The organism is Gracilibacillus oryzae (assembly GCF_009498735.1).
Taxonomy (GTDB): Bacteria; Bacillota; Bacilli; order Bacillales; family Amphibacillaceae; genus Gracilibacillus; species Gracilibacillus oryzae.
The window spans coordinates 398,464-417,421 of record NZ_ML762424.1; the positions used below are offsets into that span (position 1 = coordinate 398,464).

An 18,958-nucleotide genomic window follows, 5' to 3' on the forward strand; every position below is an offset into this window, starting at 1 on the left:
TTTTTATGATTTTGTCAGAAATCTGAATTCTCCATTAATCGTTTCTTATATTCCTCTCTTACAACATACAAAATCACTAAGGATAATAAAAATAGATAAGGAATAGAATTAATAAATAGGTTTTTCCAATGAAACGGTACAGCTTCTGCGAATACAGCTTTCCAGTAGTCGTTACCATCATATACGGCGATCGCTTCAGTTATATCTGTTTGCTTTATTTGATAATATTTTGTTCCAACTGGATATATGTTAGATGCATTTCCGTAAAAGCGGCTGATGTCATTCGATTCTGCTGTTACTTGGCCGATCTCCTGTCTGATTTCACTGTTATCAACTTGTTCCTCTAACACCTGATAAACCTTTCCATCAAGAACAACAAAAGGATCTCCTATTTCAAGCGCTTGGATAAATAGGGGATGAAATAGTAAAAGAATGATAAGGACAGCTATTTTTTTCATCAATGTCACTACTTTCTCATACTCTCTGTATCTAAACTTATAGTTTTATTTGGATATTATAGGATCTCAGCCAATAGTCAATCTGAGCTAAATGTGCTATGAGCTGCGGCCCTGTCATCAGCTGGCCAAACCATGGCGCCTGGATGTTCGTTGCTTTATTTTCGACCAATTCCTTAACAGAGGCACGATCTAATAATTCAAATATCCGGGAATCACTATCGCTGATAATTTCTTCCATCCATTTAACTACAGCATTCGTATATTCAGGATGATGTGTTTTTGGATACGGACTTTTTTTCCGATACAATATCTCATCAGGCAAAATACCTTCTAATGCTTTTCGTAAAATTCCTTTTTCGCGATTTCCATATGTTTTCATTTCCCAGGGAATATTCCACACATATTCGACTAGTCTATGGTCACTAAATGGCACCCGGGCTTCGAAACTTGCTCCCATACTCATTCTGTCTTTCCGGTCAAGCAAAGTTGGCATAAACCATTGCATGTTAACATAAAACATCTGTCTGCGATATTGTTCTTCCTGGTTTTCACCAGCAAGCAATGGTGTTTCGTCAACAGTCTCTTTGTAACGTTCTATGGCATATTCTTTTAATTGAACTTTTGACTGGATATCTTTGCGAAGCAGCTGCTGTCTGACTTCAGATGATCTGATCCAGGGAAAGCCCTCGCGTTCCAAGTCTTCTTTTCGATAGAACCATGGATAACCGCCAAATATCTCATCAGCACATTCACCTGACAATGCTACTGTTACTTGTTGTTTGGTTTGTTTGCAAAACCATAATAAAGAGGAATCTACATCTGCCATTCCAGGTAAATCCCGATAAGTTACGGCATCTTTTAATAATTGTACTAATGTTTCATTATCCATTTCATAACCGGTATGCTTTGTGCCAAATGTTTCAACCATCTTCTCTATAAATGGTTTATCCTGATTAGGCTGGAAATCACTTTTCTTAAAGTATCTGTCATTTTCTAAGTAATCAATTGAGAAAGTATGGAGTGTACCTGAATTTCTCTCTTTCAAATAGTTAGCAGCAATTGCTGTAATCGCACTTGAATCTACCCCGCCTGATAAAAAAGTTCCAAGCGGCACATCTGAAACAAGTTGACGCTCCACTGCATCTACTAACAGGTTTCTCACATTTTCTGCTGTTTCTTCTACAGAGTGTTCATGCTGCTCACTTGTCACATTCCAATACCGCGAAATTTTCCAGCCATTTTTATTAAAGATACCAACATGCCCTGCTCTTAGCTCTTGTATTCCTGAAAACACCCCATGCCCTGGTGTTCTTGATGGACCAAGTGCAAAAAGCTCGGACAACCCATCTGAAGAAATTTCCGGTTTTACTTCCTGATGGCTGAGAATTGCTTTTAATTCTGAACCAAACAATAATCCATTATGATGCTCTTTATAAAAGAGTGGTTTCACACCTAAGCGATCACGACATAGAAATAATTGCTCTTTTGCTGAATCCCATATGGCATAGGCAAAAATCCCGTTTAACCTATCCACATGCTCTTCACCCCATTCAATATAACTTTTCAGCAATACTTCGGTATCTGAATGGGATTCAAATGTCCAGCCTTTTCTAAGCAACTCTCTCCGTATATCTTCTGTATTATATAATTCTCCATTATATACAAGGACATATTTTGCATCATTCTTTTCTGCAAGCATCGGTTGTTTACCGCCAACAGGATCCACTACAACGAGGCGGCGCTGGCCAAAACTAACATGCTGATCACTCCAATAACCCGATTCATCCGGGCCACGATGAGCTAAGTTACCCGTCATTTGTATTAATTGATCTTCGCTCTGGTCTAATCTTCTTGAAAAATCTATCCAACCAGTAATCCCACACATAAGTATTCACCATACCTTCCATAGCCTAGTTGCTCTTACTAATCTATGCAAAAGGTCCGGAAAAATGATAGCTATTGAGATTTTAAAATGGAATTTGTTACAAAACGAGCATAATAGTATGTTCAACCTTTTTTGAATAGGAAAATACTTTAACACAGACTGAATAGGTTTCCTGTAAATAAAAAAACACCACTTCTATAAGTAGTGTTTTCTTATAATTACATGGAAATTGGCAATCGGAAAAATCCTAAAATTATGGCGATAGCTGCCGCAATGATTAATTGAACCCAGTAGCTTGTTGCTGGTTTGGACTTGGATGTTTTCACAAGAATCATCTCCATTGCAACAATTACCCATAAGCCTGCGATGAGTTTGACGATTAATTCACCTAGTAATGGGAATTCCGGGAAACCTATGCTCATATATTCCGCAATTAGATCTCCACCTGAGTATAAGATTAATAAATAATCCAATCTCAAGATCATATGTAATATCTTACCAGCCTTACTTCCTTTTTTGTACATGACAAAAGCAATGATCAACAAAATTAAACCTAAAGCCCATGATGTAATATGCAAATGTGTCATTATTTTGTTCCCCCCATTCAATTTTTATAATTACTATTCTAAAATGTATCATATCACTATATAACAACATTTTCATGTCAGAACATTGTATGTCACTCTATTTTCACATTTTCGATTTTTCACGTATAGCTAAATCCTGCCCTGTTACGGGTTTTATGCTTTTCTTTTAATGGCTAGACGGTTTCCATAAGTCAGACTTCTCCATATCCATTCTAATGGTCCTTGTTTGTAATATTTTAACCAGAGCCAGCTTAAAACAATTTGGAGCGGGAAGACGATGAATGCAACTGAAATGGTCTGCAATGGATTTAATTCCCCATACCATCCAAACCCAATCGAATAAAACAACAGAACCCCAGTAAGTGATTGAAAAATATAGTTAGACAATGCCATCTTTCCAACATAGGCAAACTTCCCAAAAATGAATGGGAGCTTCTTATATAACAGGGAAATAGTGATAACATAGAAAATGGCAGAACTCGTACCACCAATTACATCCTGTAACATTGAGAGCCATAAAGGATTTCCAATTAAATATGGACCGGCCTTAAAAGTGATAAACAGCAGGAAACTGACGAACCATAAGATTTTTAGTGTATTTCGATGTTTCTCTAAGTCATGCAGCCACTTTTTTCTGGCAACAATAACACCAATAAGAAAGATCGGCAATAAGTTGGTCACAATAAAGAGAAAATTGAAAACATCGTTCGAGTATAACCAATTGGCTAAGTTTTGCTGGAAAATGTCCTGCCAGTTACCACTGCCGAAATTTTGGTAAGAAGCTTCGATTGCCACATTATTCCCAAATGCAACATAGTCTCGACCTAAATATAATAATCCTGTTAATAAGAGTGTTGGAATAATAAGTAAGCAAATGCTCCATATTAATATAGTTATATTCTTGCGGTACATAAATAAAAGTAAAAGAAAACCTACCATACTATAACTGATCAAAATGTCTCCATGCCAAATCAGAAAGGCGTGTATTATCCCGAAAACAAGCAGAACCGCTAACCTTCGAGCCATTGTTTTTCCCGGGACTTTCCCTTTACTTTGTAAATTCTCGAATATTATCTGCATCCCGAAGCCAAATAAGAAAGAAAATAAAGAATAGAAGCTTGCCTGAAAGAAAATATCGATCAAAACTTGCCAAATTCCTGCTTCTGTCTCTCCCCAATAGTTTGAACCACTTCCGTAGAGAAAATATGGTCCATGAAATGCCGGCAAATTCACAATAAATATGCCAAAAATTGCGAACCCTCTGGCAGCATCTATCCATTTCAGTCTTTGCTTCTCATGTAATGGAGCGAAAGATTCATTCATCTATGGTAACTCCTTTCCTATATCCTGTGTCCATTCTATCCTATAATATTCCATGAAACTAGCATTATTTAAATATATCTTCTTTGTTTTTCACAATCTTCATTTTGTTACATAAACTAATTAGGAAAATATCTAAGCTACTACTTTAAGAAAGCCAGGTGAATAACATGCCAGCTATTGTCGGAGCGGTAAAAGTAATCAGTATTGATTCTTCCAGCATATTCAATATAGGCGATGTATTTAAAATGCAGCCATATTCACAGTCTAAAACTTTTGCGGGCGGCGGTTCATTCAATACTGGTGATGGGATTCAAGTGTATGTAAAGAATGCACAGACAAATATGATGGATGAGGATTATGTTGATCAAAATATTACAGGTTTTTAGCAGGTGATTTAATTGAATTTAACTGTAAATCAATCAATCTATATACATTTATTAAAGGTTGGGAATGTTAGTAACTCATCTGTACTTCAAATCGGCAGTACGGGGCAGTTGCAAGCCTTATCACAACTCTATAATACTGGCGGATTTCAGGAATTAGCTGAAGAAGCCTCTCCAGATAATGCTATTGAGTCTCCATTAGTACCACTAGCACCAACATAAAATCTACAACTAAGGAGGAATTATGATGGACTATCCTACTCTCGTTTTTTATGTGCAGCAGCTTCAACAGCATATAGAACAGCTTCAATTCCAAATCAACTCCTTAGATTCTCGTGTGAAACAATTAGAACAAAAAGAGCAGTCTCCTAAAACAAACATTGAAAAATTAGAGTATCATTTTGATCAGTTAAAAATAGAAAGATTGGATGGTACCCTCCATATTGGTATTAGTCCAGAAGAGCTGCAGCAAACAGATGATTTCTCTTTACCGTTGCCTAACCAGCCTGCAGCAAATCATTTACAGGCATTAAATCAATATGCTGATACTCAATTACCGCCATTCATTGGTCAATTAGAAGAAGAATATCATTATCGATTAACTGACGATTATCGCCAAACGTTGATTGATGATGTGAAGAAGCAATTCCCTGGCCGGATTTCTTATTACGCAAGTCAAAATGGCAATAATCCCGATTCCGTTATGCAACAAGTTATAGAGGAGTTACAAATGGGATTACGAAAATGGTTTGATCAACAATTAAATAAGGAGTAGATTTTATTGTATTATAATGTAAATAACTGGTGTTTAGAAGTTGGAAGAATCTCTATCGTTGGAGTCTCCAGTTCCTCTTTATTCTTAATTGGGGATAGCAATCATATTCAATTATCTTCATCCTACGACACACCCCCTGAGTCATATATTGTCGGTTCAGAATTCACCACACCAGTGGAGGGAATAAGTGAATATCCGAACGACTAGAGTAAAAGGGATAAAAGTAATTGGTTTATCAGATAGTTCTATCATTAACATCGGAGATTCCAAATATATTGAGCCGACATTAGAAGCACTGGCTGTCCAAAAGGAAGGCAGCAGTCCACCTGATGACGAGTTCCCTTTTGAACAATACCGTATATTTCAATCAGACAATTACTTTCATCCATATCCTTTCCAAATAATTCAAGAACACATTCACCACGATGATACGATTGATGTACCAGCTATCGAAATTACCGCTATTTCTTCCTCTTCTATCGTCCAATTAGGTAATACAGATACCGTTCATGCAATAAGCAAAGCAAAAGATATACGGATTGTTAATGCAGAGAATAATGATCAGGATCCTTAGGGGCTGTTTTAAATAAATTGTCACTGGAAAAGGGTTGGCAATCATGAAGTTAGATTGTCAATCAACATTTCATTTCAGAAAGATCAGGTAAGTTTCAATGCAGGAAAGGTTGTGGTTAGATGCCATCAATAGTTGGTCCAATCAAAATTAACAGTGTTGACGGAGGAATAGTGAATTTTGGTGACAGTTTCTATCTATCACCAAAAAGTGCTTCAAAATCTGCGGCTGGAGCAGGGGCTAATAATACTGGTGACTTTCTTAATACAAATACTGGTTTTAACATTACAAATACCATTGACCCTGACGCTGTTGACCAGGTGATGAATGCAAACGCCTAAAGGGCTTTACCCTTTAGGCGTTTATACTTCCACTAATAGTGCCTGATCAAAATAATATAGGAATTTACGCGAAATTGGCTGTTTCCAAATGTCTTCTAAGGCCTTTGCATATAATTCTACTTGAATTTTGTAACGACTGCTTAACTCTTCCATTACTGTCTCATCGAGCTGATCTGTAATCTGATCTGTTTTATAGTCTAATAATATCCATCCATCTTCTGTTTGAATTAAACAGTCAATAATTCCTTGCAAAAAAATCCGCTCATCCGTGCCATCTGTCCATGCCGGATATACTTCTTTTGCAGGAAGAGTTAAACTGAAAGGAATTTCTCTTTCCACAGCATTTTCTTCCTCTAATAACATTCTACCTATATCTGTTTGAAAGAAATTCACTATTGCTTCCGCATTGATTGCTTGCCCCTCTTCTCTTGTCAGAAGTTCTTTTGCCTCCAGCTCTGCAATAAATTCCTTTATCGACGGCAGGTCCCATTCTCTGTTTAAGGGGATATGCTGCATTACTGTATGCATAGCTGTACCAATCTCCGCTTTTGTTAACTGTTTCTCTTGCTGCATAAATTTCGGTCTTTTCCTGATTGGGGCGCGAAATGGTTCAATGATGGCCTGATCACTATAGCTGTCCTTCACTTCATGCTGGCGTTTCATTTCTGTTACAGTTTGCTTGGCACGATAATTTATTGCATTTTGATAAGGATAGTTATAATTTAATCTGCTTTCGATTATCTCTTTTTCCTCTGCATCAGGAAGCGAGACAGGATGCCAATCTGTAATTGCCTTTTCTAATGTTTCAATTGTTTGCTTCCCTGTTTCTTCTATTTCTTGATATTTACTGCTGTGAACCCGTTCTAACCACCATCTTGACTGATCTTCCAGTATTTCTTGCGGAATCTCTGTTATCGTCTCCTCATCACGGACCAATTCACCGTTCTTATGTCTCACAAGGCTTGCCCCTATCCAGTCAAGATAGGAATTGGATTCTAACCGGTAATAATTTGGCAATACCCAGTCACCATGATTTATCAGCGATTCCCATTTCTTTTTCTTTTTTGTAAGGGAAGGAACGGTGCCTACAAGTACAAGCTTCTCTCTTGCCCGGGTTAATGCAACATAAAGCACCCGCATTTCTTCTGCTAGTAATTCCCTGTGCATCTCTTTCTTTAAAGCATGATATATAAGGGTCGGGTACATGATCCGCTTTTCAGGGTCAATATATTTTGTGGCAAATCCCAGCTCTTTATGGAGTAAATATTTTTCGCGTAAATCCTGCTGGTTAAATTGTTTATTCATTGCCCCGACAATCACTAACGGAAATTCCAGTCCCTTACTTTTATGGATTGTCATGATTCTGACAACATCTTCTTGTTCCCCTAAAGCTTTTGCCGCGCCAAGGTCGTCACCTTTTTCTTCCATCCGTTCAATAAAACGCAAGAAACGGAACAACCCTCGGAATGAGGTTGCTTCATAACCTTTGGCCCGGTCATATAATGCACGTAAGTTTGCCTGACGCTGCCTCCCGCCAGGAATCCCGCCAACAAAATCATAATAACCTGTTTCCTGATAAATCTGCCAGATCAAATGGGATAAAGCGCCTTGTCTTGCTTCTCTTCTCCAGTTTGCTAATCTATTCAGAAAAGGCTGAAGTTTTTCTTTTATTTCCGCTTCTTCGCCTTTTTTAATAAATGCTTTTAGCGCCTCATAATAAGGGCCGTTTCTTTCCACTAATCGGATTCTTGCCAGGTCATCTTCACTTAATCCAACGATCGGTGACTTTAATACAGATGCCAAGGGAATATCTTGTCTTGGATTATCAATCACTTTCAGTAAACTGATCATCACCTGTATTTCAATTGCTGCTAAATAACCTGTAGACAGTTCTGCATAAACTGGAATACCCTGTTTCTTAAACTCTTCCATAATCGTCGGAGCCCATGTCATCGAACGCAGGAGAATCACTATATCGCGATATTCTGCTTTTCGCGGCATAGATGTCCGCTTATCCATGATTTCAATTGGAGCGTTTTCACGATGCCCGATCCATGTCTGAATTTTCTCCGCATATGCTCTTGCCTCTAACTGTGCTTTTTCAAGATCTTCTTCCATTTCCAGGACATCTTCAGATAGATCTTCTTTTTCAGCATCATTTAACTCCTGATCAATGATTACAACTTCGGCATCCGGATGTGTCAAAGGGACCTCATCATAGCTTTTGTTGCCGTAAATCAGTTCAGCATCCTGATCATATTCAATGTCACCGACTTCCGGATCAAACAGCTGACGAAAGACATAATTTGCTGCAGATAATACTTCTTTTCGGCTGCGGAAATTACGTGCTAAATCAATTCTGTATCCAGTATCCTCACTTTTGGCAAAGCGGTTATATTTTTCGATAAAAAGGGTTGGTTCCGCATGTCTAAACCGGTATACACTTTGCTTAACATCCCCGACCATAAACATATTGCCATACTCTAATTGGTTGGAAACACTCATTAAAATTGTTTCCTGGACAATATTTGTATCCTGGTATTCATCGACCATTACTTCTTCATATTGCCGCTGCAGACTTTGGGCAAGCGGGGATGGATGACGTGTCTGTTTATCTTCTAATAACAGCTCAAGGGCAAAGTGTTCCAGATCACTGAAATCCACTAATCCTTTTTCTTTCTTTGCCTCTTTGTAAGCAATACGAAAAGCTTTAATCATTTTTGTTACTTCTAAAATGGTTGGATACAGTTTATGCATATCTGTTAAGTGACTTTCCAGACTCCGGTTAAACCATTCAGAGCTTATTTTATTCCAACGTTTTTTTACATCGTCACGGATTGTTTTGACAGCCTCTTTCTTTTCTTCATCACAATCGACTTTCTTACGTGACAATGCTTTAAATTTGCTTGTTGTAAAGACAGTATGAGCTTCATCCCAGGACACAGCTATGGCCCCTTTAGCCTGCTGCACCATGACCATGTCCTGATCAAGTGCTTCAGCATAATGATAAGGTCCATCACTTTCTTTTGTTACATCAAGGGCTTTATTTATTTGTGACTGCATCACATCTAATTGTCTGCTCATTTCCTGTTTCAAGATTCCTAACCATGATGGTTCATCGGCTGTTAATTCTTCTTTCCACTCATAGGTTTTAGCTAATTCGTCCAACCAGCTGTCCGGATCTGGATGCTGAATCGAGAACTCATACATTTTCAAAATCAGGTTTTCCATATCAAGGTCATTCCGGTCATTGGAAAAGCGGTCGACTACCTGAAAGAAAGCTTCCTGACTTGCAGCATCTTCCTGACCATACCATTGTTCAAAAAGCTGTTCCAATACATCTTGTCTGATTAAATCCGCCTCTACTCCATCTGCAATCCGAAAGTTTGGATCAATATCCAGCTGATAAGCATATTTACGGACAAGTTCCATACAGAAGGAGTGCAATGTAGAGATGGAAGCATGTTGTAACAGGGATAACTGTTTTTTCAAATGATTAGATTTCGGATCATTTGCCAATGCTTCTTCCAGCCGCAGCATTGGTAAAGGTAACGACAAGCAGCTGATCGATATCCACAGGTTTTTCCTTATTGAGTAATTTCTGAATAATACGTTCAACTAATACAGCTGTTTTTCCTGATCCTGCAGCTGCTGCCACCAGTATATTTCTTCCAGACTGATAGATGGCTTCTTCTTGTTCTTTCGTCCATGCTGGCATTATCTATCACCTCTATTCATCGCTTCGATTGCTTCTTCATCTTTTAAATCTTTTAACTTGCGATAACTGTTTTCCGGCAGTGTCGGATCAAATTGACATACAGAGCGATAGGAGCAGAACGTACAAGCAACCTGATCCTGTTTCTGAAACGGATTTACGTCTACTTCTCCTTCAAGCATCGCTATACCAGCACCTCGCATTAACTGGCGAATATAAGATTGCAGTTGATCAAAGATTTCCTTTTCCGCCACTTGGGAGCCTTTATAAAAGCTGCCTGTTTTACTGAAGCCTGCTGGAATAATATTACTTCTGCCAGATTCTAACGATGTGTCCATCATTTTCACAACATCTTCCTGTTCCAGCAACAAGCCTTTCATTTTAAACTGTTTAAAAATCTCTGCATCAATCTTATCTTCTGCCAGACTATCTGCTAAGGAAAGCATCGGATTATGAACATGGAAATACAGCACCCCTGCTGGTGATGCTTTCTGGCCAAGCCATTGTTGCGCATTTTGCAGCACTACATCCAGGTATGCCAGCATCTGCAATGCTAATCCATAATACACTTCTGTCAGATTCAGCCCTTTGGAGCTTGATTTATAATCAATAATCCGTAAAAATAACTGATCTTGACCGATCGCCTGATCCACACGGTCTATTCGCCCTCTAAGCAGCAATTTATAGTCTTCCTTCAATGGGACTTCCAGTGGTGCCAATTGATTAGGATATCCAAAGCCTACTTCTAGACCCACTGGTGAGAACGATGATTTCCGCGCCTGTTCACTAAGAATAAACGTTGCCCGTGCGATAATATCCTCTAACTTCCGCTGAATATACTGGTATCGTTTGGAACTGTGCAAAATCTGATGCTGCAGCACTGGTGCCAGATGGCCAATAGCTCTGTTGGCATACGTTCTTGCTTCCTGATCATAAATGCTGGCAAAATTTCGCCCTTCCGTTTGAATCCACTCTGTTATTTGTTTTAATGCTTCATGGAAAAGCTGCCCAATATCTGGCGCATCCAGTTTATATGTTTGTCTTTCTTCCAAGCCTAAATTGTATCTGGCAAAATGCTGATAAGAACAGCGATGATAAGTTTCCAGCCTTGAGACACTTGCCTTGATCTCTTTACTGTACATCTGTTCCACGGTCTTTGCAGATAAGTTTTTAGGTCTATTTTGATAGAATAAGCTCTTTAACACCATTTGATTCGTCGCTTTTGCTTCCGGCTGCTCGATATACCAATTCAGTGCGTACTTCCAGACAGAATGAATCGGATAGCCACGCAGCAATCGTGCCAATTGAGCAGTTAATGCACCTCTCGTTTTTACAGGAGTAGTCACAAATCGCTTCGAATCTGTCATTTCTTCCGGGTCTTGTAACATCAGCCTTTCCAAGCGGTCAGGGAATATTTCCTCCATTCGCTTAACAAGCGGTGAAGCTGCCTTCGTTTTTCCTTCTTCATTACTAAGCGGATAGCTGATCCACAAGTATTCCGTCGGCAAAGTAAAGGCACTGTATATATAAAAGATATCATCTAACAATTGGCGTTTGCTTCCTTCCGCTAATTGGATACCTTTCGTTAATAATAAACCTCGCTCCTCTTCCGAAATCAAACCATCTCCACCCTGCTTCATCGGCCATGTTCCTTCATTGACACCAAGAAGAAGGGCACATTTAATCCCATGCATTCTCGACCGGTCAATTGAACCAACTACTACATGATCGATGCTTGGAGGAACATGGGAAAATTGTAAGGAATCGAATCCAGACTCTAAGATATTACGAAAAGTTTTTAAATCAATTGCTTCATCTCCCGCTATTTCTGTAATTTCCTCTAACAGCTGAATAATGGCATCCCATACTTGATCTTGTTCCCGTCCTTTTTCAATACGGCCTTCACTGTCATATTGATCCCGTATTGCTTCAAGGCGCTGTGGTACACCGATTTGTTCTAACCATTGAAATAAAACAATCACTTTCTCTTGAATGGTGCTTGCTTCTTTCAAATCACGATCTAATGGACCAATGATTTCCGCAACCTGGTCACGATACATGTTTATCTTTTTCTGTATCGTTAACTCACGATCTGTTTGAGCAGACTGGTCAAATCCGCGGAAACGCTGAAATAGCCACGGCTGATCATTCAGCCATCTGCCTCTACCTCTGATTCCATACTCAAGCACATAGTTTTCCAATTCATCAATGGCTTCCTGATCCAGTCGATATTGCTTATTGCCTTCAGGAATGAAACCTGTTTTTAACACGCGAAATACGGCATCATAGCGCCAGTCCCCTTCCAGTACATCAAGCAATGAACGGACACATTCTATTAATGGATGGTGCAGCATCGGTCTTTTTTCATCAACGAATACAGGAATCTGGTAATCTTCGAAAATGGTTGTAATTAAATCATGATAAACGTCAGGCTCCCGAATTAATATAGCAATATCCCTGTAACGGTAGTTCTGGTCCCGCACCAATTTTGTAATTTCCTGTGCAGCTCCTTCAACCTCTGCACGCGGATGAACAGCTTCCGCTATTTGAACAGGTGCTTTCTGTCCATAAGGAACAGCAGGCCGATGATCAAAATGCTTGTCCAAATGCACAAACGCTGTCTCTTCGTTACTTTTTATTAATTCCGTTTCTATTGCTATGTTATGCTTGCCAGCTAATTGTTCCATCTGGACAAAGGTTTCTTTTGTCAAATGGTACAGTTCTAACGGATCAATAACAGGATCTTCCACCTGATCCATTGTCAATGTGATATGCACTTGTTTTGCTTTTTGCAGCATCACTTCTATTACCATTAATTCCTGCGGGGTGAAATGGTGAAAACCATCAATATATATCTCCGTATCTTGTAAAAAATCACTCGCGGTCAATTTTTCGATTAATAGTTGCAGTCTGTCTTCATTATCCATATACGTTCCAGCAAGAGCTTGTACTAATTTATCATAAATGTAATATAAATCATCCAGTTTATTAGTCAGTGCCTTCTCTGTTATTGTCTGATGATGGAAACGGTCCATATCTGCAATTTGCTCTGTGATCATTTCTGGTGTAATACAATATCGCTTAAACTCTGTTATCATATCCTCCAGTTGTGCGATGAATCCCTGTTTTTCAATTGCCTTCTGAAATACCTTCCAATCTGAAGTTCGCTGGTCAATAATTTTGCGGAGCATCATTTGCACACCTGTTGATGTAATGAATTTCTTCGTTGCACCGCCTAACTCCTGCATTACCCGCCATGCCAGACGAGAGAAACTGTATACTTGGGCTCTTGTTGCACCATTTATTTGCGAACCGTTAAACAAGGCATATTCTTGTTGAAAGGTCATTTGATCTGGGACTAAATAAATAATAGGAGAACCTTGAGGATTTTGCTGAAGTTCTGTCTTCATTTCTGTTATACACTGTTCACTTTTGTTTGCAGTGGAACTCCCGATAATAAAGCGTAACAAAAAAAACACCTGCTTTCTCGCTCTTTTCACTAGTTTTTCTTCCTGCTTCCTGCTTCCATTATACCAAACTAATGTTCTTTTGTTTAGCGAAAAAAGTTGGAATCTTGTTCTATAACCTGCAAGATTAACCGGTAATTTCCTCCTATTTTTGCTTAACAAGAAATCTCCTTCCAGCCTTGGTCACTTTTCGTCTTCTTCTTCGTTTAAAGCAGCTAACTCTGAATGAGCATTCCTCAACTGGCATCCCGCCTTTTCCAATAATAAAAAAGACCTCTAAAAAAGAGGCTGTTCCTTCTAGTCAGTGTCAGGCAGCATTCTGTAAAATGTTGCGAATCTTTTTCTGACACTTCTCGTTATAAGATTCCTTACCAATTTTATTGCTTTTTAATTTGCCGATAGCTTGACGTACTTCCTGATTGTGGATAATCAGTCTTCTATACTTTGAATCACTAAGACATTCCTGAAACCACTGATGTTTCTTTAACTGTTTGATGTTTCTGGCTATATCCTCTTCATCTACAGCTAAAAAAGGCAGGTATGCAGCAAGACTGAAAAGATCTAGTATAATGCTCAAAATTAATAGCTCCTTCTCTTTATTTATTTGTATAAATTTACGTTTTCAAATGACAAAAAGTTTCAATTTCTAATTCAAGAAACAGAAACTTTTATACCTACCTAATAGTAAGCGCTTTCTATTATTTAGCGGATTAACTGGAAGTCAATGTCTGACATCGGCCAATACAATACATCTACTTTCCCTACAACAGTCTCTTGGTCTACAAAACCAATTTCTCTGCTATCATAGCTTTTTCTTCGATTATCACCCAGGACAAATAATTTCCCTTGCGGAACGACGGACTCTTCTGTCACCTCTTCAATAGTAAAATCATTGGTTAACTTTCCTTCTACTCTTTCGCGGAATGGCTCTAAATATGGTTCTTCAATAGGGATTCCATTTATATACAACTTATCATCTTTATAAGCAATGTGGTCCCCAGGCAAGCCAATTACACGTTTAACATAATCTTCCTCTTCATTTGCGTGAAATACAATGACATCAAATCGATCTATATCTTTTAAATCATAGATCATTTTATTCACCATCAATAAGTTTCCATCATGTAAGGTCGGTTCCATTGATTTTCCATTCACTATATAACTGGCAAACAAATAATAACGGAAGAAAAAAACAAGTAAAAGGGATAATAGTATGATGCGGATAATGGACCACGTTTTTTTCTTTGTCATGGCATTCCCTCCAACACTTTTATTACTAATTTTACCCCCATTTCCCCCTGTTTAATCTCTATATTCCAAGTTTTTCTTTTCTGCCCTTTTGTGAAGTCTTTTTTCCATATACTTCCCCGCTAACCAGAGAACAACAATTCCAATTCCAACAATAATCGATTTGACCGGATTTTTGGCAAAAGAAGCGATACTGTCACCAATGTAGGAAACGGTAAAAATCATGACTGCCTTGCCGAGTAACACCGCCAAACTGAATTGATAGAGATTTACTTTGGACAATGCTGCGACCAGGTTGATAACTGCCGATGGTGAGAACGGAAAGCAGAGTAGTAAAAATAGCGGTCCGAAGCCGTGACGTTCGAGCCAGTTCATTACTTTCAATACTTGTTTATTTTTGCGAATCCAGCGAAACAGCCGGACATTTTTAAAATGACGCACAATGAGGAATACTACAATTGCGCCGGCACTCGCGCCAATCCAGGAGAGCAGGAAACCTTCCAGTAATCCGTATGCTGCTGCATTTGTGATGACAAATACAACTAGCGGCAGAAAAGGCAGGAAAGCTTCTAGAAATGGCAGAAGAAGGCCCGGAACAGGCCCTAAACTTTCATAACTTCTCAGCAAAAAAGTAACAAGTTTATCAAAGTCATTCGCTTCAAACAATTCTTTCATTTGATCTATATCAATGTTTTCAATATTACTTATATTATATGTGAGCATCTTTATTAAGAACCCCTTTTTTTGTCTGAAAAAAATCATTTATTTATTTTTATTTTAATACTTCTTGCCTTTTTTTACTAATGAAAAATGTTTGGTTGCATTTTTACTGAGAACTGCATATAATAAGAACACACGTTCCTAAAAAGGAGAGATATTAATGCGATACTTAGACACGCATGAATGGGAATTAGCCTCACGTTTTTTGTTTATGTCCATGGCCTTACGTGTGATCAAACATGACTTAGCACAACTTCAGCAAAATATGCCGTTTAAAATCAATGAACCCTACATTACACTACTTAAACAAATAGAGAAAAAAGCAACAATTGAACGAAGAGAATTGCAAAAACAACTGTATAAAGAGAAAATTCAAGTGACGACTCTCGAAAAAAAGGAGTCCTTCACCACCTATTTATTTACATGCAAAGGAAAAGAAGAAAAACGTAATTACTTTAATCCTGCGATTCGAAAAAAGGTCGAACTCATCTTAAATGAATGGATACTGAAAGAATCAGAAAGCATGAACAAACCGGAAAAGCGCAAAGCGCCCGTTCTGCCCCGACAAGCTTAAGCGAAACTGCGACGTGGCGATCTTTGTCACATAGCAGGATCGCTTAAGACCTCGAGGGGCAGGCGCTTGGAGCTAGACATCTCCGTTTATACTTTCTTTCCGGAAAAAAAAGAACCATTATCTTTATGATAACAGTTCTTTTACAATTTTATCCATTCCACTTGGTTGAAATAGACTTTTACACATCATTTCTCGTCTATTTCTACCAAGGCTTACATTACGGCAGCCTTCTTTTTTTGTTCGTTTCCGCTATATATTGTGATAGCGGCAGTATATCACTCATCTTATCAGAGATCATACACCGGTACTGGGCAGTTTTGTTAATTTGATTAAGAATAACAGAATAGGAAACATCAACATTAAGGGAGCGGTCATTTTTAAATATAATTTTCGTTTGATAATTTGATAATCTTTCTGTACGTTTTACATGTGTGTGGGAAATCCAGATGCAAGACTTTTTAAGCGGGGATTCAACAGGGAAGAAATACATATTACTCATCCGATCGATTACAATGGGAGGTTTATGACTAGTATCTGTTAATCTGCGGGAACCTTCCAATAAACCACGTAAACTGATACCAAATTCACGACAAGTCATGTCCATTACTTTGTACGAATGAAGGCCTACTTCATAATCATCCTCTTGTTCATATTCCATTATTTTCGTGACATAATTTTCTCCTTTCTTCATCCCAATAACTGCCAATGTTGCTGGGCTGATTTCACAGCCTTTCGCCATAATCATAACCTTTTTCCTCCTCGTATATAGTATTATTTAACCATAAATAATCATACCAATTCGTAGATAAAAAGAGTATGTTTTTCGCCAAAAATAGTTATATATACCTATATTTTGAGCGGTTTTTCTCAAATTGGACTCAAATTCATACAAATAATTGCTGTCAAAGGCCCATTATAGTAAAATTTGAATCAAGTAGGTGATAAAATGTGGAAGAAGTTCTTTCAAAAAAGCAATAAAATTTATCCAACCAAGCCAATCTCTTATGATGAAGTGAAGGATGCCTTAAGAAGATACAGTAAGACTTTACCTGATAACATACCACTTCGAGTAATCGTTAATGATGATAACAAAGTGAACTTTGAGTTATTAACACCTTTTCTGAAAGCGTTACCCGAAAAAGATTTTTATATGTCGAAAGAAACTTATGAATTATTTGAGGAAGAGGATAAACATATAGCCTTTGCCATTGACCATGTTCAAAAGGCTGTGGATCAGTATGTTGCGCAGAAAAAGGAACTTCATGTCATTGACCATGATCCTTATCAGAAAGTAAATTATTATAAGTTAGAGCAGTTAAACTTGATTACTGATCGGCCAAATGTAGACTTCTATATAACCTCTGAGGAATATTTAATTACAAGAAAAAAACCACAGTAACGTGGTTTATCACAATGCATCTATAGGAGTACCCCCTCTTCCACTGCGGAATAGCAGTAAGCGGGGGGATAGACTCTCACTTTAGGCTTGTAGAACAATCGATTCCCATTGTCTTTCTGCCTGTTTCTCTGTAGCTGCGACTTCCTGTTTTAATTCTTTTAACTGTGCTATTGTACTGGATACCTTCTGAGCCATAGAATCCACTTCTTGTGATGATTGATTGATTTTATCCTGAACAAACCAGTCCATAACAAGCCCATCAAGAAAATAATCAGCAAACGTTAAACCACCGGAAATCTCGACATTTGCATTAAAAGATTTACCAATATCAGAAAGTTCATGTGAAAATTTCCTTAATAACCGCTGGGCCTGATGTGTTGCTTTTTTTGCATCATCAATATGGCTGTGTTTTAAAGAAGTAGAAAGCAGCCCGCCGCCAAACATATCGACTGTACCCCAGTTCTTCGCTTTTTCAAGTGACTCACTTGCAGCAACTAACGCTCTTTTTACTTTATGACCAGCATCAAGGGCCTCTTCTATTTCTGTTTGCTCATCTTTAATAATCCCTATTTTCTCCAAAAGAAGATGAGCTTCTTCTCCCTTCTCATTATTGGTATCTAAGAGATGGGTATATTTTTGCTGCAGAATCTCCTGATATTTTGCTTCAGGATCACCCAGATCAGCTATTTGATGATCTAATTCGCTGACATCTGTTTCTAAGTCTTCGACAGACGCTTTCGCTTCTTCGTAATGCAGCTGTGCACTTACCACTTCTTGCTTTTCCTGATCCAGTTTTTCTTCTTTCTTTCCGGATACTGTATAAAAAATATTAGCAATACTAAAGCTTTCCAGTTTTTCCACATCAATTTTTTCTTGTTGAAGTTGATGATACAGTTCACTTTCCCGTTTGCGCATTTGCTCTAATTGTGAAGCTAATTGTGTTCGTTCATCTAAGTATCGTTTTAATTTTCGCTTTTTTTCCTTTTCATTGATTAATTGCTGGTAGAATTCATCCATCCCTATCACCTCTTACTCCATATCTACGAATCAGGTGATGATTTTGTTTCACGTTTTTCGATAACTTCTTCCATTTTCTTTATTCTTTCTGCAATCGAGGGATGTGATGAGCGGAAAAAACGAATCCATGGTGCCGGAGAAATGTCTGTTTTGGATTGTTTCGCTAATAAATAATACGTATTCATCGCTGGGGTTAAGTTTTCCGTATGTTCTATCGCAAAATTATCTGCTGCCCTCTCCATCTGCCTTGAAACAGACAAACTTATTGGTTGGATAACAGTTAAAATAATCAGGAATGTTAACAGCAGTTTTAATAATCGTGTAAGCCTGTGATCCTTTTTCCAGCGATTCGACAAGTACTGCAAAAAGAGAAAGAAGAAAAGCATTGAAAATACATATAACGCAGTGCCTAAATAGACATGTTTATATAAATAATGAGCTACTTCATGTGCAGTAATGAAAAGAATTTCCGCTTCTTCCATTCCTTTTAGCATT

The 18,958-nt window shown here is 38.1% G+C and carries 21 protein-coding genes; 8 read left to right on the forward strand and 13 right to left on the reverse strand.

Annotation, left to right across the window (positions count from 1 at the left end):
• Positions 1 to 14: 14 nt before the first annotated feature.
• The 4 genes from F9U64_RS01980 to F9U64_RS01995 form a co-directional block, all read right to left on the reverse strand.
• Positions 15 to 458 carry a hypothetical protein gene (locus tag F9U64_RS01980; RefSeq protein ID WP_153401139.1) on the reverse strand — a complete coding sequence of 148 codons (444 nt, stop codon included), beginning with the start codon at positions 456 to 458 and terminating at the stop codon, positions 15 to 17.
• A gap of 37 nt (positions 459 to 495) precedes the next feature.
• On the reverse strand, positions 496 to 2,343 hold the full coding sequence (gene asnB / locus F9U64_RS01985; RefSeq protein WP_153401141.1) for an asparagine synthase (glutamine-hydrolyzing): 1,848 nt from the start codon (positions 2,341 to 2,343) through the stop codon (positions 496 to 498).
• Positions 2,344 to 2,561: 218 nt separating this feature from the next.
• A complete protein-coding gene (locus tag F9U64_RS01990; protein ID WP_153401143.1) occupies positions 2,562 to 2,930 on the reverse strand; it encodes a YisL family protein in 369 nt (122 codons plus the stop codon).
• 153 nt (positions 2,931 to 3,083) lie between these two features.
• Positions 3,084 to 4,253: a DUF418 domain-containing protein gene (locus F9U64_RS01995; RefSeq protein ID WP_153401145.1), complete on the reverse strand. Its 1,170-nt coding sequence runs from the start codon at positions 4,251 to 4,253 to the stop codon at positions 3,084 to 3,086.
• A 167-nt stretch (positions 4,254 to 4,420) separates the two neighbouring features.
• Here F9U64_RS01995 and F9U64_RS02000 point away from each other — a divergent pair, with 167 nt between their 5' ends.
• From F9U64_RS02000 to F9U64_RS02025, 6 genes are all read left to right on the forward strand, one after another.
• Positions 4,421 to 4,639 carry a spore germination protein gene (locus tag F9U64_RS02000; RefSeq protein ID WP_153401147.1) on the forward strand — a complete coding sequence of 73 codons (219 nt, stop codon included), beginning with the start codon at positions 4,421 to 4,423 and terminating at the stop codon, positions 4,637 to 4,639.
• Positions 4,640 to 4,651: 12 nt separating this feature from the next.
• Positions 4,652 to 4,858 carry a spore germination protein GerPB gene (locus tag F9U64_RS02005; RefSeq protein ID WP_153401149.1) on the forward strand — a complete coding sequence of 69 codons (207 nt, stop codon included), beginning with the start codon at positions 4,652 to 4,654 and terminating at the stop codon, positions 4,856 to 4,858.
• A 25-nt stretch (positions 4,859 to 4,883) separates the two neighbouring features.
• Positions 4,884 to 5,411 (forward strand): spore germination protein GerPC, encoded by a 528-nt coding sequence (gene gerPC / locus F9U64_RS02010; protein WP_153401151.1) that lies wholly within the window; start codon positions 4,884 to 4,886, stop codon positions 5,409 to 5,411.
• A 6-nt stretch (positions 5,412 to 5,417) separates the two neighbouring features.
• On the forward strand, positions 5,418 to 5,618 hold the full coding sequence (locus tag F9U64_RS02015; protein ID WP_153401153.1) for a spore gernimation protein GerPD: 201 nt from the start codon (positions 5,418 to 5,420) through the stop codon (positions 5,616 to 5,618).
• The gene (locus tag F9U64_RS02020) at positions 5,599 to 5,985 is read left to right on the forward strand and encodes a spore germination protein GerPE (RefSeq protein ID WP_153401155.1); all 387 of its coding nucleotides are present in this window, start codon (positions 5,599 to 5,601) and stop codon (positions 5,983 to 5,985) included. Before F9U64_RS02015 ends, F9U64_RS02020 begins: the two co-directional genes overlap by 20 nt.
• A 119-nt stretch (positions 5,986 to 6,104) precedes the next feature.
• The gene (locus tag F9U64_RS02025; RefSeq protein WP_153401157.1) at positions 6,105 to 6,323 is read left to right on the forward strand and encodes a spore germination protein; all 219 of its coding nucleotides are present in this window, start codon (positions 6,105 to 6,107) and stop codon (positions 6,321 to 6,323) included.
• A 21-nt stretch (positions 6,324 to 6,344) separates the two neighbouring features.
• On the opposite strand, the gene addA is transcribed toward F9U64_RS02025, so the two are convergent.
• From addA to F9U64_RS02050, 6 genes are all read right to left on the reverse strand, one after another.
• Positions 6,345 to 9,881, reverse strand: a complete 3,537-nt coding sequence (addA, locus tag F9U64_RS02030) for a helicase-exonuclease AddAB subunit AddA (RefSeq protein ID WP_323125812.1) — start codon at positions 9,879 to 9,881, stop codon at positions 6,345 to 6,347.
• Positions 9,832 to 10,041, reverse strand: a complete 210-nt coding sequence (locus F9U64_RS23455; RefSeq protein ID WP_323125813.1) for a UvrD-helicase domain-containing protein — start codon at positions 10,039 to 10,041, stop codon at positions 9,832 to 9,834. The genes addA and F9U64_RS23455 overlap by 50 nt, the downstream gene beginning before the upstream one ends.
• Positions 10,041 to 13,508 (reverse strand): helicase-exonuclease AddAB subunit AddB, encoded by a 3,468-nt coding sequence (addB, locus tag F9U64_RS02035; RefSeq protein ID WP_153401432.1) that lies wholly within the window; start codon positions 13,506 to 13,508, stop codon positions 10,041 to 10,043. Before addB ends, F9U64_RS23455 begins: the two co-directional genes overlap by 1 nt.
• A 304-nt stretch (positions 13,509 to 13,812) precedes the next feature.
• Positions 13,813 to 14,082, reverse strand: a complete 270-nt coding sequence (locus F9U64_RS02040; protein ID WP_153401159.1) for a hypothetical protein — start codon at positions 14,080 to 14,082, stop codon at positions 13,813 to 13,815.
• A gap of 125 nt (positions 14,083 to 14,207) precedes the next feature.
• A complete protein-coding gene (lepB, locus tag F9U64_RS02045; RefSeq protein WP_153401161.1) occupies positions 14,208 to 14,756 on the reverse strand; it encodes a signal peptidase I in 549 nt (182 codons plus the stop codon).
• A gap of 51 nt (positions 14,757 to 14,807) precedes the next feature.
• On the reverse strand, positions 14,808 to 15,476 hold the full coding sequence (locus tag F9U64_RS02050; RefSeq protein WP_153401163.1) for a TVP38/TMEM64 family protein: 669 nt from the start codon (positions 15,474 to 15,476) through the stop codon (positions 14,808 to 14,810).
• A 157-nt stretch (positions 15,477 to 15,633) separates the two neighbouring features.
• Here F9U64_RS02050 and F9U64_RS02055 point away from each other — a divergent pair, with 157 nt between their 5' ends.
• Positions 15,634 to 16,047 (forward strand): YhjD family protein, encoded by a 414-nt coding sequence (locus tag F9U64_RS02055; RefSeq protein ID WP_153401165.1) that lies wholly within the window; start codon positions 15,634 to 15,636, stop codon positions 16,045 to 16,047.
• Positions 16,048 to 16,264: 217 nt separating this feature from the next.
• Here F9U64_RS02055 and F9U64_RS02060 read toward each other — a convergent pair whose 3' ends face one another.
• Complete coding sequence (locus F9U64_RS02060) at positions 16,265 to 16,792, reverse strand: competence protein ComK (RefSeq protein ID WP_153401167.1); 528 nt, start codon at positions 16,790 to 16,792, stop codon at positions 16,265 to 16,267.
• A gap of 201 nt (positions 16,793 to 16,993) precedes the next feature.
• Between F9U64_RS02060 and F9U64_RS02065 the strand changes: the two genes are divergently transcribed.
• Complete coding sequence (locus F9U64_RS02065) at positions 16,994 to 17,446, forward strand: DUF3939 domain-containing protein (protein WP_153401169.1); 453 nt, start codon at positions 16,994 to 16,996, stop codon at positions 17,444 to 17,446.
• 81 nt (positions 17,447 to 17,527) lie between these two features.
• Here F9U64_RS02065 and F9U64_RS02070 read toward each other — a convergent pair whose 3' ends face one another.
• Positions 17,528 to 18,463 (reverse strand): hypothetical protein, encoded by a 936-nt coding sequence (locus tag F9U64_RS02070; RefSeq protein WP_153401171.1) that lies wholly within the window; start codon positions 18,461 to 18,463, stop codon positions 17,528 to 17,530.
• Positions 18,464 to 18,486: 23 nt separating this feature from the next.
• Positions 18,487 to 18,958, reverse strand: a 472-nt coding sequence (locus tag F9U64_RS22770) for a M48 family metalloprotease (protein WP_228275553.1), incomplete at its 5' end; no start/stop codon positions are given.